Here is a 13,370-nt window from a genome sequence, read left to right on the forward strand (position 1 = left end):
GTTCACAAAGTTTTCAACCCAAAAATTATAACACAGGCTAAAAATACTAACACCCCTTTGACTGTAAATAATGTGCAGGAAACTTTCGACAAAAAATGATTGAAGGATGATATAGATATGAAGGACGGGCTTACAGCAGATTAGCGCACATTCCGTAAGCGAGCATAAATCCCGCGGGGCGCACATAAATTCCGACGAACGCTCATAAACCCCCGGCGAGCGCGCATAAATCCCGACAAACGCGCATTAACCCACTGTGAGCGCGCATATCCGTTATCAAAACAAAAAAACAACCGAGAAATTACTCCTCAGTTGTCCTTTTTTGTATGTCTTTCCTTCAATGTTGCTAAAACATCGTCCAATGGTACCTTTTGCTCCTGCAAAAGCACCAATACGTGATAAAAGAGATCGGAAACTTCCCACTTCAGCTCTTCGGGGTCTCGATTTTTCGCTGCGATGATGACTTCTCCCGCTTCTTCCCCTACCTTTTTCAAAATCTTATCGACGCCATGTTCAAAAAGATACGTTGTGTATGCACCTTCTGGCATCTCATGCTTCCGCTGCGCGATAATTTCCTGCAGCTCATTTAATATCGCGTATCGGTCAGAGCTCGGTCCATCATTCTTATCATCAGCACTATAAATAGTTTCTGAAAAACAGCTGTACGTTCCTGTATGGCAGGCAGGTCCTTTGGGCTCCACTAAAACCACTAGTGCGTCCTGGTCACAGTCATACCTTATGCTCTTCACTTTTTGTGTATTTCCGGACGTTTCACCTTTGTGCCACAATTTTTTTCGTGATCTTGAAAAAAATACAGTTTCGCCGATTTCGACCGTTTTTTCGAGCGACTTTTCACTCATGTATGCGACCGTCAAAATCTCTTTTGACTGATAATCCTGCACCACAGCAGGGATCAGCCCGTTTTCGTCAAATTTCAAGTTTTCCCATTTCAACGTACAAACACCCCCAACTTTTGCAATTCTGACTTTAGCTCTCCGATTGATGTTTCTTTATAATGAAAAATGCTAGCGGCAAGACCCGCATCTGCTTTACCTTCTGTGAACGCATCATAAAAATGATTAGCGTTTCCGGCGCCGCCTGATGCAATTACAGGAACAGTCACTGTTTCACTGACTGCTTTTGTAAGAGCAAGGTTAAATCCAGATTTTTCTCCATCCTTGTCCATGCTGGTTAGAAGAATTTCTCCAGCACCTCGCTTAACTGCCTCTTGCGCCCATTCAGTGACTTCCCACTGAGTGGGTTTGCGCCCCCCATGAGTGTATACACGCCATGAGCCAAGCTCTTCATCATACTTAGCATCAATCGCAACGACGATACATTGGGCGCCAAAGTAATCAGATCCTTCTGTAATGAGTTCGGGTCTTAATAATGCAGCTGTGTTTACGGAAACTTTGTCAGCACCTGCTCTTAAGACTCTTTTCATATCTTCTAATTTGTTAATGCCGCCTCCGACTGTAAAAGGGATGGCGAGTTCTGCCGCAACGCGTTCCACCACTTCAACCATCGTATCCCGGCCTTCGTGGCTGGCTGAAATATCTAGAAAAACAAGTTCATCGGCGCCTGCTTTATCGTAAAACCTGGCAAGCTCGACGGGATCTCCTGCATCTACTAAGTTTAAAAACTGAATGCCTTTTACAACCCGGCCTTCTTTTACATCTAAACAAGGTATAATTCGTTTTGTCAGCATTACTTCACACTTCCTAACGCATCTGAAAGAGTAAATCGTCCCGTGTAGAGGGCTTTTCCTATAATTGCACCTGCAATGTTCCGTCCATCTTTCTTTAAGCTCACTAGGTCATCAATCGAGCTGACACCGCCTGATGCAATCACTTCTTTTCCAGTAATACGTGCGAGTTCACCGATCGCTTCTACATTTGGACCCTGCAACATGCCATCTTTTGAGATATCCGTAAAAATAAATGTTTCAGCGCCTTCTTCTACTAGTCTTTTTGCAAGATCAACTGCCATGATGTGAGAAGTTTCAAGCCAGCCTTCAGTCGCAACAAAGCAATCTCTCACATCAAGTCCGATCGCAACTCTAGAACCGCCGTATTTCCTTAATGCTTCTCTCACAAAATCAGGATTGGAAACGGCAGCACTCCCTAAAATAACACGGTCAACACCTGCATCTAAATAATACGAAACGTCATCCATCGATCGGATACCTCCGCCGATCTGCACTTTTGCAGGCAGCTCTTTTGCCACACGAATAACATGTTCATGATTCACTTTTTTGCCGTCCTTAGCACCATCGAGGTCTACCATATGAATCCACTCGGCACCTTGATCTGCGAACTGTTTTGCCATATCAAACGGTGAATCGCCATAGACAGTCTCCTGGTTGTAGTCACCCTGCAAAAGTCTTACACATTTTCCGCCCCGCATATCAATCGCAGGATATAGTGTGAATGAACTCATCTTTGTTTTCCCTCCTCAACGAAACGGCAAAAATTTTTCAGCATCCCCATGCCAGTCTCTGAACTTTTTTCAGGGTGGAACTGCGTACCCATGATATGATCGCGTCCAACAACTGCTGGCACTTCCACATCTTCATAATGTGCGGCCGCAGCTAAGACATTTCTGTCGTCTGTTTGCACCACAAATGAATGAACGAAATATACGTAGCCTTCATTCAGCCCTTTTAACAAAGGCTGCTCTTTTTGTAAAAAGTGAAGGTTGTTCCAGCCCATATGCGGGACTTTATAGGCTTTGCCTTCAGCAGTAACACCACTAAAACGATCTACTCTCCCCGGCAAAAGTCCGAGTCCTTTTGTTAACCCGTTCTCTGTGCTTTCTTCAAACAGAAGCTGCATGCCTAAACAGATTCCCATAAGCGGTTTTCCGTTCTCAGTTTCTTTTTTTATAAAATCGATAAGACCTGTTTCTTTAAGCTCATTCATCGCATCTTTAAAAGATCCAACCCCAGGAAGCAGCAAGCCATCTGTTTCATGAAGTTCCTCTGGATTGCCAGAAAGAATGTACGGCTGTTCGATTCTTTTTAATGCGGAACAGACCGAGTGAAGGTTGCCCATTCCATAATCAATAATTCCGATCATCTATAACATTCCTTTCGTTGAAGGCACTCCTTTAACTCGCGGATCGATCTGTGTGGCTTCGTCCAATGCTTTTGTAAAAGCTTTAAAAACCGCTTCGATCATATGATGTGTATTCGTTCCGTAATGGATGATCACATGCAGGTTCATTCTCGCTTCTAACGCCAGTTTCCAAAAGAATTCATGGACGAGTTCTGTATCAAAAGAACCGACCTTTTGACTTGGAAACTCTGCACGAAACTCTAAATGCGGACGGTTTGAAAGATCGATAACCACTTGAGCAAGAGTTTCATCCATCGGTACAAAGGCGTTTCCGTAACGCTTGATTCCTCTTTTATCACCTAATGCACCTTGAATAGCTTGTCCAAGACAGATACCCACGTCTTCAGTCGTATGATGGTCATCAATTTCGACATCACCAGCTGCGTTTACCGTCAGATCGAAATGCCCGTGACGCGCAATCGCATCGAGCATGTGGTTTAAAAATGGTACAGGCGTCTGGATGTCAGCTTGCCCTTCTCCATCAATATCGAGTGATAAGCTTATTTGTGTTTCTTTCGTGTTTCGTTCGATCGCATGCTGACGTCTATTTTCCATTTATTTATCCTCCAGTCGGTAATCGATCGCTCTCGCGTGGGCTTCAAGTCCTTCTAAGCGTGCAAATGCAGAAATTTTATGGCCGTTTTCTTTCATTGCTTGTTCACTATAGCGGATCACACTAGATTTTTTCGTAAAATCATCTACGTTCAGCGGGCTTGAAAAACGTGCTGTTCCGCTTGTAGGAAGTACATGGTTACTTCCTGCAAAATAATCACCTACAGGTTCAGAGCTGTATTCACCAAGAAAAATCGCTCCAGCATGCCTGATTTTACCGAGCAGGCTCATCGGATCTTTCGTCATTATCTCTAAGTGTTCCGGTGCAATTCGGTTTATGACTTCGGCACCTTCAGGGAGCGAATCAACGATATAAATAGCCCCGTAATCTCGTACCGCTTGAGCAGCAATTTCTTTTCTCGGAAGGTCGTTAAGCTGGCTTTCTACTTCTGCTGCTACTTTTTCCGCAAGATCTTTTGAAGTCGTTACTAAAAATGCTGCAGAACGAGGATCGTGTTCCGCTTGTGAAAGCAAATCAGCTGCAATATACTTAGCGTTTCCTGTTTCATCTGCAAGTACTGCAATTTCACTAGGACCCGCGATCATATCAATATCACAAACTCCGAACACTTCACGTTTTGCGAGTGCTACATAAATGTTTCCCGGACCCACGATTTTATCTGTTTTTGGAACGGTTCCGGTTCCGTATGCGAGTGCACCGATCGCTTGAGCGCCGCCTATTTTAAACATCCGTTTAACGCCAGCGATAGATGCTGCTGCTAAAACGGCTGCAGGAAGCTTACCGTCTTTCCCAGGTGGAGATACAAGAATGATTTCTTCAACACCAGCTACAGCTGCCGGAATGACACCCATCAATACAGAAGAAGGATATGCCGCAGTTCCGCCAGGCACGTATACTCCCACAGAATCTAAAGAGGTTACTTTTTGTCCCAACATCGTTCCATCTTCTCTTGTAAAAAACCAAGACTGGCGCTTCTGTTTTTCGTGATATTCGTGGATGTTTAAAGCCGCTTCAGAAATGATATCGATCATCTCTTGGTCAAGAGATGCAACGGCTTCATCAATTTCATCTTTTGTTACCTCAAGAGAACTGAGCGAAACACCATCAAACTTTTCCGTATAGTTTAAAAGTGCTTTGTCACCTTCAAGTTTTACATTCTTCAAAATTTCCAAAACCGCTTTTCGCTGTTCTTCTGTATTTTGTTCAACACTTCTTTCTAACGTTTTCAGTTCAGATAAAGGCTGGATTTTCACTTAACATCCCCCTTGTTATCTACGAGTTTGCGCATACGTTCCACCAGTTCGTTTATTCTCAACGCATGAAGTCTGTAGCTTGCCGGGTTTACAATGAGCCTCGATGTAATGTCTGCAATTTTTTCAAGTTCGACCAAACCATTTTCTTTAAGCGTTCGTCCCGTGGAAACAATATCTACAATGCGGTCTGCAAGTCCAATTAACGGCGCAAGCTCAATGGATCCGTTCAGTTTGATCACTTCCACCTGCTGACCTTGCTCCCGAAAGTAATGAGAAGCAACATTCGGATACTTTGAAGCAATTTTTGGAGCGACTTTTTGATAGTTCCCACCTGGCAAACCTGCTACAGCCAAGTAACATTCGGAAATCTTCAGATCAAGAACCTCATAAACATCCCGCTCTTCTTCGAGCATGACGTCTTTACCCGCGATTCCGATATCTGCAACCCCGTGCTCCACATATGTAGGAACATCCATCGGCTTTGCGAGAATGAAACGAAGACCAGCTTCTGGTGCATCGATAATCAGTTTACGTGACTCTTCAAATTCAGGAGGCAGCGGATATCCTGCTTGTCTTAACAGGTCGACTGCTTCTTCAAATATTCTTCCTTTAGGCATCGCCATCGTTAAAACTGTGCTCATTACAAGTCCTCTCCTTGCTGACTTCCGATCAAATAATGAATTTCATCGAAACGTTTGCTGAACTCATCGACATTTCTAACACCAGATAGATCTTGCATCACCACATTGCCGCCTTCTGATCTTTTTGATTTTGCTAGCAGCAGCGCTTCTTTTCTGCGTTCTGGTGTAAATAAAATGCAATCCTTTTTAATTGAATCATTTTTACTGCCTAATGCTTCTATAAAATAATCCATTCGAATCGCAAAACCGATTGCTGGCGCTTTGCGGTCAAAACGGCTCAAAAGGTCGTCGTATCTGCCTCCGCTTGCGATTGGTGCACCGATTCCTGCCGCATATCCTTCAAAGACAATACCTGTGTAATAGCTCATATGGCTGAACAGTGTGAAATCAAAAACGATATTTTGTGCTGCATCATAATCCTGCAGAAGCTTATATAACGTTTTGAGTTCTTCTAATGCTTGCTGACCTTTGATATTGGGAGTCAGTGCAGAAGCTTCACCCAGCACTTCGATTCCACCTCTTAAATCTAGAAGTTTTAACAAGCGTTGTGAATCAATAGAAGATAACGGAAGCTCTTTTACATGAGATGTATACCCCACATAATTTTTCTCATTAAGGTAGCGAAGAAGTTCCGCAGCTCTGTTATCGTTTCCTAAAATATCTGCTAAAAGCTCTTGAACGAAGCCGATGTGACCTACAGCTACCGTAAAAGCTTGGATTCCGCTCTTTTTTATTACTTCCGTCATTAAAGCTAGAGCTTCAGCTTCTGCACTGGATGTTCCCTCACCGATCAGTTCGATCCCTACTTGTTCAAATTCAGCCGGTCTTCCTCCTTCACGCTGCTGAGCGCGGAAAACAGGAGAACTATAGGCCAAGCGAAGCGGATAGGCTACATTTTTCATGCTCGAAGAAACTACACGGGCTATAGGTGCCGTCATGTCGGGTCTTAATACAAGTGTTTTCCCTTCCATGTCGAGAAGTTTAAACAGCTGCTGATCCAATATAGCTGAAGCTTCTCCAACCGTCTCGTGATACTCCAGTGTTGGGGTCTGGATGAACTGATAGCCCCAAGACTCCATCTCTTTTTTTATTGTATTTTTTATATCTTCATTTTTTTGATAAAAAGCAGGGAGTGTATCCCGCATGCCTGCAGGCTTTTCGAAAACAAATGGTTTAGACATTTTCCTTCATCCTTTATATGTGAAGTTATTTTTTATAGGCAGTTTCGTAAATGTTGTTGTTTTGGAAGTGGTTGATCTCCGCTCCAGGATGCTCGCTTTCCGCGGGGCGGGCGGTGAGCCTCCTCGCGCTTTGCGCCTTTAGGAGTCTCTCCTGTCCCGCTGATCCCGCAGGAGTCTCGCACCTTACGCTCCAATCAACAAAACATGGAAGCAATTCAAGAAAAAACGCTCAAACACTTTAGTTCGCTAATATACTACCATGATAAAGATTTAGTTGTTAGTCTACACGTACCCTCGAAACATGTCAACCGATTTACCTGAAAATCTTATAGTTAAGAAAATCGATTTCAGGGAATAGTATGTAAAAATAAAATACATACATATGAAAGGATGGAATGCACCATGTTTAATCGCATCTTTTTTCTTGCCATCATAATCGGTGTTCCGCTATCTGTTTTCGGCAGCATGCAGCACTGGCCAGCCGTTATTTTATTTGTTATCTATTGTGCTACCATCGTTGCACTGGCGGGTTATATGGGCCGCGCAACAGAAAGTTTGGCGATTGTTGCCGGGCCGCGGATCGGCGGACTCTTAAACGCCACATTCGGAAATGCCGTTGAACTTATCATTTCTATTTTTGCCTTAAAAGCAGGACTCATAAGTGTAGTATTGGCATCATTAACAGGTTCCGTACTAGGAAACCTTTTACTCGTAGGAGGACTGTCTTTTTTTGTCGGAGGGCTAAAGTTCAAACAGCAAAAGTTCAATGTTTATGACGCCCGGCATAACGCTGGATTGCTCATTTTTGGAGTCGTTGTCGCTTTTGTTTTCCCTGAGGTGTTTTCCTATAAACTGAACGATGCCGATTCACTCACTTTAAGCGTTTGGGTATCTGTAATCATGATTGTTTTATATATCGCAGCTCTTTTGTTTAAGCTTGTTACGCATAGAGGTGTTTATCAAACAGAGCATGATGAGGGACATGAACACGAGACGGCAGAATGGAGCAAGATGAAGGCACTTATTATTCTTGCCCTATCCACTGTTGCTGTTGCTTATGTTTCTGAAAAATTGGTTCATACATTCGAAGAGGTTGGTGAAACACTCGGCTGGAGTGAAGTATTCATCGGGGTAATCATAGTCGCGATCGTCGGGAATGCCGCAGAACACGCATCCGCGATCATTATGGCTTATAAAAACAAAATGAATGTAGCTGTCGAAATCGCGATCGGCTCTACTCTGCAGATCGCCATGTTCGTTGCTCCAGTTCTCGTATTGATCTCTCTTTTCTTTGAGAAATCGATGGCGCTCGTGTTCACGCTTCCCGAACTCGTAGCGATGGTTCTCGCCGTATTCTTAACGATCTCCTTAACTAACGATGGCGACACGAACTGGTTCGAGGGTCTGACCTTGTTAGCAGCCTACCTTATCATGGGTGTTGGATTTTATCTTCTATAAATTGAAACCACTGGCGGCGGAGGATTTAATCCTTTGCCGTTTTTCTTTTGAGCAAATTAGGAATAAAAAGGTGGCCAGTTTGATAAAGTTTAAAATAAGGACAAGTTTAGGGATGGTGCGATGATGGAGAACTACATTTCAATTGGATCTTTTCCTGTAAAAATGGTTTGGCTTGCGATTCTTGGCTCTGCTTTGATCGCTTATGGAATACTGTCATTTAAATTAAGAAAAGAACCTGATAAAAAGCAGATTCTCGATGTTTTAACCAATGCCATTGTAATCTGCTGGTTTGTATGGAAAATCAGCTATGTGCTCTTCCACCCGATTCTCACTGTTAAACATCCGTTTAATCTTTTGTATTTTAACGGCGGTGAAACAGGTGTCGTTCTTGGCATTATTGCATCTGTTCTCTATTTATTACGAGCAGCAGGAAAAAGAGAGCTTGATCGAAATCGCATTTTTTATAGCGGTATTTTAGGTCTGACGATATTCTTTGCGGTTTATTACGGTGCTCATTTTGCATCTGAAAAAGCAGCAGCAGACGGTCTGATCTCTTTATTTTTTATGATTCTATCTTTTTATCTTTACACATATGGATCCTTTCAGCTCAAAAAAACCGTCCTTTCTATGCTTGTGACTGCCCTTTTCTTTTCAGTCATTAACAATACTCCGCTCGGCGGCAAAAAAGAAGACACGGCGGCTGTTGAAACAGTTGCTACTGGTATAAAGCCAGGAAACAAAGCACCCGATTTTGACCTTAAAACGATCGATGGAGAAACGATACGGCTTTCTGATTTAAAAGGAAATGTCGTGTTTATTAACCTTTGGGCAACATGGTGTCCGCCATGCCGGGCAGAAATGCCTGAGATGGTGCGCTATTATAATGAACACTCATCAGAAAAAATTGAAATTCTCGCAGTAAACCTGACTGATAGTGATTCAGAAAAAGAAGTGAAACAGTTTGCCGATGAATATAAGATTAACTTCCCTATACTGCTAGATACTGAAGGCAAAGTCGGTGATTTGTACAAAACCGTATCCATCCCGACCACTTTCATTGTAGATAAAAAAGGAATCATTCGCGAAAAGCACATCGGTCCGATGAGCTACGAGATGATGGAGGAGTTTGTGAAGGCAGCGCAATGAAAAGAGATCAAATAAGGAGCGTATGTAAAACAAACGTGTACATTTTTAATAAGGAATAAAGAAAGCTGGTTCTCCATCGCCTTTTTAAGGCGCAGGAACCAGCTTTTGCAGCAAAAGTGCTCTCTTAATTTAAGAATCCCACGCTAAATGAAATAATCCCACGTTAAAAACAATAAAACCACGAGTCGACAAAGCTCGACTATGTGCCCTATATCTTCTCAAACAAATAAAGCTTTGCATTCTCCGGCCGTCCAAGCTTCGGTCCTTTAAATCCGCGGCGGATCAGTTCTTTTCGCATAAACATCATAAGTGCCCCGTGGCTGACGACCAAAGCGTTCTCTTCACTCTCATCTAAAATTCGGTCGATAATTTTAGAAATACGCTTCTCCACATCTGTTCTGCGTTCCAGCTGTGATTTGTGGTTAAAGAACCAAGCGGTGCGGATGCAAAGAGGGTACAGAATCATCGGGATTTTGATGTCCCGCTTAAAAAAAGGATATACTGCAATTTCGCGGAGCTCATCAGTCCTGATCAGTTCTCCTTGATAGATTTTTTCAGCCGTAATCGTTGCTCGCCGAACGGTACTAACATAGCATTTCCGCCATTCAATTCCGCCTAAGTCCACTTCGGATTCTTCCACATCAGATTCTTCATATTCCCTCATCCATTGATCAAATTCTGAAGGAGTGATCCATTTTTCGGTAGGATATCCCCTTGTTACTTTAAAATGCCTGACTAATCCAATTTTCATTTTTCCACCCGCTGTCCTCTATCTATTTTTTTGTTGATTTTCCGCTATCTCTTTTAAGGCTTTAGCTCGTCTTACAAGAAAATCTGTCATATATTTTTCTAAGAAAAGCCGGTCTGCTACTTTTCCAATCACGCCGAATGGCGATTTATAATCAAAATGGTCTGTCATCAAAGTTGCCTCATTTTTCAGCTCGAATGTATGCGTATGTGTGAAGGACTTAAAAGCTCCTCTTACCATCACATCAACAAATCGATAAGGTCTGTCCATTTCGATGATTCTGGCAGTCAGCCGTTGTTTTACCCCTAAATGAACGGCTTCCCAAGTCACTGATTCCCCCTCGTTTATTAATCCTGTCGTAACTCCGCCGACTGCTCTTTCCTTTGTATGAGAAGTAGTTTTTGTATGTACGTCTATGTTTCTAGCAAGATCAAAACAAACTTCGATGGGGGCTTTTATGTATTCCTGATGCGTAATAACTGGCATTGCAATCTCTCACTTTCATTTGATTCAAAAACAACACCCCACAAAGTGAGGTGCTGCACATTTTATAGTTTAGTTATTCCACGCATAAAATGAAATTCCTTCACTTATATGATCTTTGAAGAAGGTGATGAGGTCAGGCAGTGTAAAATAATTGCGATAATCCTCATTGACTCCGAAAACGTCTTTTACGTAAACGATGCCTAGCTGATCTTTTTCCTCGAACAAAATCAGCCCGTATCCGTCTCTCATCCTAAAAATAACTGGACAGCCAAGATTCAAACTTTGCGTGAACTGCTCTCGATTTTCGATTGGTATTAATGACTCCTGCGTATAAAGCGGCCCTAAAAACCACTGCTTTACTTTTTCTTTTATACCCATGTCACCCACCTCGCTTATTTCATCATATGCGGGCGTTGCTGAATGTTACATCTGATTTACTCAAGCAAATTTTTTTCTAAAATAATTTTATGTAATCCTTTTTTGTTCGTGTAAGTACTAATGACTTCAAACCCTGATTTGATATTTAAGATCAGCATGCTTCGCCACTTATTCATGGTCTTCGTTTGAACAATATGATATCCGTTCTCCTTTAAATAATAATGCTGTTGTTCCATTAGTTTTGAAGCGACACCATGACCTCTAAATTGAGGGTCCACTCCGCCTAGCCAGCTATAAAATTTTCTTTTATCGAGTTCATAGCCAATCTTATAACCGATGACTTGGCTGTTGTTCAATGCAACGTTTACTATTATTTGAGGCTTACTTTCCATCTTTTTAACCAGATCATCTGATTCTCCGAAGATACGTTTATGCAAATCTATAATTCCCTCTAAAATAGCCTCTTCATCAGGTATCGTATCAAAAAGCATGTACTTAACCTCCATGACAACAACCCCTTTCATATAAAACAAAGAACCTCTCTTTTAAAAAAGAGAGATTCCTATATTTTATTCATTTACTAATCTTTTAGATTCCTCAAATTCGCGCTTGATGACTTCACTCGGTTCCTTTGTCATTAGACTTACTACTACGATTGTAATCGTACATGCAATGAAACCTGGAATGATCTCATAGACATCTGCAAACGCTGGGATCAGCTCCCAAACAATAACCGTAACAGCACCAACTACGATACCTGCAAAAGCAGCCCATTTCGTCATGCGTTTCCAATATAAACTTAACAATACGACTGGACCAAACGCAGCTCCAAATCCTGCCCATGCATAACCTACTAGATTTAAGATCGTTTCACTTGGATTTAACGCCAAAACAAAAGCGATCACTGAAACGATTAGGACGGCTAAACGCCCTACAAAAACAAGTTCCTTATCAGAAGCTGAACGTTTTACGAACGCTTTGTAAAAGTCTTCTGTCAGTGCACTTGAAGTAACAAGCAACTGAGACGAGATCGTGCTCATAACTGCCGCAAGAATCGCAGCCAGCAAGAAGCCCGTGATAATCGGGTGGAACAATACATCTGATAATAAAATAAATACAGTTTCAGCATTTGACTTATTTAAAGGCGCGCCTGTCTGATTGAAATAAGCGATACCAACTAAACCAGTGAACATCGCGCCAACGATCGAGAAGATCATCCAGCCCATTCCGATTCGTCTCGCACTCTTCATTTCTTTTACGGAAGTGATCGCCATAAAACGAACGATAATATGAGGCTGGCCGAAATAACCAAGTCCCCAAGCTAGTAAAGAGATGATGCCGATTAAGCTTGTCCCTGTAAATGCATCCAATAAAGCAGGGCTTACACTTTCAATCTCGTTAAACGTTGTATCCCAGCCGCCAACTTTCATAATCGCTACCAATGGAACAAGTATGAGTGCTGCGAACATGATCGCACCTTGAACAAAGTCTGTGTAACTTACAGCTAAAAATCCGCCAAATAATGTATAAATGATTACGACACCTGCTGTAAGCAAGATTCCCCACATATAATCCAGCTTAAATGCTGTTTCAAAAAGCTGGCCTCCTGCTACCATTCCGGAAGAAGAGTAAAACGTAAAAAAGATAACGATAACTAAAGCTGAAGTGATTCTTAAGATTCGGGAAGTATCTTTGAATCGGTTCTCAAAATAATCAGGAATCGTAATAGAGTTATTTGCGACTTCCGTATACGTTCTTAATCGCGGAGCAACGTACAGCCAGTTTAAATATGCCCCTACACTCAAACCAACAACGATCCATCCGCTGCTTAAACCCGACATATACATCGCACCCGGCAGACCCATCAACAGCCATCCGCTCATATCAGAAGCCCCTGCACTAAGCGCTGTTACAGCTGGTCCGAGGTTTCTTCCTCCGAGCATGTAATCGGTAAGGTTATCCGTCTTGCGATAAGCATACAAACCGATCAGCAGCATCCCGATCATATAAACACTGATAGAAAAAATAACACCATAATCCATATTCATTTTTCCTCCTGCCCTCACATGTTGTTAAAACGCTTTCAATTTTTTAAAAATTAGAAAAAGGAACATTTTTATTATAAATACATTTTTCGACAAAAGGAATATAATTTTTTTGGAAATGGATTACATTGGTGCTTGATAGGGGAAAAACATTAATTTCTGAGTGAAATTGCGACGAAATCGAACGCAATAAGAAGACTTGGCGGTCGCCAAGGTTCAAATCATCGGTTAGGGAGTGTGTGCGAGAGGGCAAACAGAAGGCTAGTTAACTATAATCCTCTAAAGGATTAATCAATCCACGAGATTCGGCTGTGAATCCAAAAATTTTGGTGTTGAATCCAAAA

Annotated in this window: 15 protein-coding genes; 2 read left to right on the plus strand and 13 right to left on the minus strand. The window is 42.2% G+C overall.

Going from position 1 to position 13,370, the window contains the following annotated elements:
- Positions 1–308: 308 nt before the first annotated feature.
- The 8 genes from hisIE to UN64_RS03590 are packed head-to-tail and all read right to left on the minus strand — an operon-like array spanning position 309 to position 6,765.
- Positions 309–953 (minus strand): bifunctional phosphoribosyl-AMP cyclohydrolase/phosphoribosyl-ATP diphosphatase HisIE, encoded by a 645-nt coding sequence (hisIE, locus tag UN64_RS03555; RefSeq protein WP_077359769.1) that lies wholly within the window; start codon positions 951–953, stop codon positions 309–311.
- Positions 950–1,708 (minus strand): imidazole glycerol phosphate synthase subunit HisF, encoded by a 759-nt coding sequence (gene hisF / locus UN64_RS03560; RefSeq protein WP_077359771.1) that lies wholly within the window; start codon positions 1,706–1,708, stop codon positions 950–952. Before hisF ends, hisIE begins: the two co-directional genes overlap by 4 nt.
- Positions 1,708–2,439: a 1-(5-phosphoribosyl)-5-[(5-phosphoribosylamino)methylideneamino]imidazole-4-carboxamide isomerase gene (gene hisA / locus UN64_RS03565; protein ID WP_077359773.1), complete on the minus strand. Its 732-nt coding sequence runs from the start codon at positions 2,437–2,439 to the stop codon at positions 1,708–1,710. The genes hisF and hisA overlap by 1 nt, the downstream gene beginning before the upstream one ends.
- On the minus strand, positions 2,436–3,077 hold the full coding sequence (hisH, locus tag UN64_RS03570) for an imidazole glycerol phosphate synthase subunit HisH (RefSeq protein WP_077359775.1): 642 nt from the start codon (positions 3,075–3,077) through the stop codon (positions 2,436–2,438). Before hisH ends, hisA begins: the two co-directional genes overlap by 4 nt.
- On the minus strand, positions 3,078–3,671 hold the full coding sequence (gene hisB, locus UN64_RS03575; protein ID WP_077359777.1) for an imidazoleglycerol-phosphate dehydratase HisB: 594 nt from the start codon (positions 3,669–3,671) through the stop codon (positions 3,078–3,080).
- Complete coding sequence (gene hisD, locus UN64_RS03580) at positions 3,672–4,943, minus strand: histidinol dehydrogenase (RefSeq protein WP_077359779.1); 1,272 nt, start codon at positions 4,941–4,943, stop codon at positions 3,672–3,674. It lies immediately after the preceding gene.
- The gene (hisG, locus tag UN64_RS03585; RefSeq protein WP_077359781.1) at positions 4,940–5,584 is read right to left on the minus strand and encodes an ATP phosphoribosyltransferase; all 645 of its coding nucleotides are present in this window, start codon (positions 5,582–5,584) and stop codon (positions 4,940–4,942) included. The genes hisD and hisG overlap by 4 nt, the downstream gene beginning before the upstream one ends.
- Positions 5,584–6,765, minus strand: a complete 1,182-nt coding sequence (locus UN64_RS03590) for an ATP phosphoribosyltransferase regulatory subunit (RefSeq protein WP_077359783.1) — start codon at positions 6,763–6,765, stop codon at positions 5,584–5,586. Before UN64_RS03590 ends, hisG begins: the two co-directional genes overlap by 1 nt.
- Before the next feature lie 402 nt (positions 6,766–7,167).
- Here UN64_RS03590 and cax point away from each other — a divergent pair, with 402 nt between their 5' ends.
- Positions 7,168–8,223: a calcium/proton exchanger gene (gene cax / locus UN64_RS03600; RefSeq protein WP_066292610.1), complete on the plus strand. Its 1,056-nt coding sequence runs from the start codon at positions 7,168–7,170 to the stop codon at positions 8,221–8,223.
- 123 nt (positions 8,224–8,346) lie between these two features.
- Positions 8,347–9,369 carry a TlpA family protein disulfide reductase gene (locus UN64_RS03605; RefSeq protein WP_171978784.1) on the plus strand — a complete coding sequence of 341 codons (1,023 nt, stop codon included), beginning with the start codon at positions 8,347–8,349 and terminating at the stop codon, positions 9,367–9,369.
- Positions 9,370–9,577: 208 nt separating this feature from the next.
- Here UN64_RS03605 and UN64_RS03610 read toward each other — a convergent pair whose 3' ends face one another.
- The 5 genes from UN64_RS03610 to putP form a co-directional block, all read right to left on the minus strand.
- A complete protein-coding gene (locus tag UN64_RS03610; RefSeq protein ID WP_077359789.1) occupies positions 9,578–10,120 on the minus strand; it encodes a histidine phosphatase family protein in 543 nt (180 codons plus the stop codon).
- 18 nt (positions 10,121–10,138) lie between these two features.
- Complete coding sequence (locus UN64_RS03615; RefSeq protein ID WP_077359791.1) at positions 10,139–10,603, minus strand: SRPBCC family protein; 465 nt, start codon at positions 10,601–10,603, stop codon at positions 10,139–10,141.
- A 69-nt stretch (positions 10,604–10,672) separates the two neighbouring features.
- Complete coding sequence (locus tag UN64_RS03620) at positions 10,673–10,981, minus strand: hypothetical protein (RefSeq protein ID WP_077359793.1); 309 nt, start codon at positions 10,979–10,981, stop codon at positions 10,673–10,675.
- A gap of 56 nt (positions 10,982–11,037) precedes the next feature.
- Entirely contained in the window at positions 11,038–11,487 is a 450-nt protein-coding gene (locus UN64_RS03625) for a GNAT family N-acetyltransferase (protein ID WP_077359795.1), read from the minus strand.
- Positions 11,488–11,550: 63 nt separating this feature from the next.
- A complete protein-coding gene (gene putP, locus UN64_RS03630; RefSeq protein WP_077359797.1) occupies positions 11,551–13,023 on the minus strand; it encodes a sodium/proline symporter PutP in 1,473 nt (490 codons plus the stop codon).
- Between the last annotated feature and the right edge of the window lie 347 nt (positions 13,024–13,370).

This window comes from Fictibacillus arsenicus (assembly GCF_001999465.1).
In the GTDB taxonomy this organism is placed as follows: Bacteria; Bacillota; Bacilli; order Bacillales; family Fictibacillaceae; genus Fictibacillus; species Fictibacillus arsenicus.

What these genes read in the sequence shown, in the direction of transcription:
- putP (WP_077359797.1), bottom strand. Translation starts at nt 13,023, where the DNA reads ATGGATTATGGTGTTATTTTTTCTATCAGTGTTTATATGATCGGGATG.
- hisH (WP_077359775.1), bottom strand. Translation starts at nt 3,077, where the DNA reads ATGATCGGAATTATTGATTATGGAATGGGCAACCTTCACTCGGTCTGT.
- UN64_RS03610 (WP_077359789.1), bottom strand. Translation starts at nt 10,120, where the DNA reads ATGAAAATTGGATTAGTCAGGCATTTTAAAGTAACAAGGGGATATCCT.
- UN64_RS03590 (WP_077359783.1), bottom strand. Translation starts at nt 6,765, where the DNA reads ATGTCTAAACCATTTGTTTTCGAAAAGCCTGCAGGCATGCGGGATACA.
- hisG (WP_077359781.1), bottom strand. Translation starts at nt 5,584, where the DNA reads ATGAGCACAGTTTTAACGATGGCGATGCCTAAAGGAAGAATATTTGAA.
- hisB (WP_077359777.1), bottom strand. Translation starts at nt 3,671, where the DNA reads ATGGAAAATAGACGTCAGCATGCGATCGAACGAAACACGAAAGAAACA.
- UN64_RS03625 (WP_077359795.1), bottom strand. Translation starts at nt 11,487, where the DNA reads ATGGAGGTTAAGTACATGCTTTTTGATACGATACCTGATGAAGAGGCT.
- UN64_RS03620 (WP_077359793.1), bottom strand. Translation starts at nt 10,981, where the DNA reads ATGGGTATAAAAGAAAAAGTAAAGCAGTGGTTTTTAGGGCCGCTTTAT.
- hisF (WP_077359771.1), bottom strand. Translation starts at nt 1,708, where the DNA reads ATGCTGACAAAACGAATTATACCTTGTTTAGATGTAAAAGAAGGCCGG.
- UN64_RS03615 (WP_077359791.1), bottom strand. Translation starts at nt 10,603, where the DNA reads ATGCCAGTTATTACGCATCAGGAATACATAAAAGCCCCCATCGAAGTT.
- hisA (WP_077359773.1), bottom strand. Translation starts at nt 2,439, where the DNA reads ATGAGTTCATTCACACTATATCCTGCGATTGATATGCGGGGCGGAAAA.
- cax (WP_066292610.1), top strand. Translation starts at nt 7,168, where the DNA reads ATGTTTAATCGCATCTTTTTTCTTGCCATCATAATCGGTGTTCCGCTA.
- UN64_RS03605 (WP_171978784.1), top strand. Translation starts at nt 8,347, where the DNA reads ATGGAGAACTACATTTCAATTGGATCTTTTCCTGTAAAAATGGTTTGG.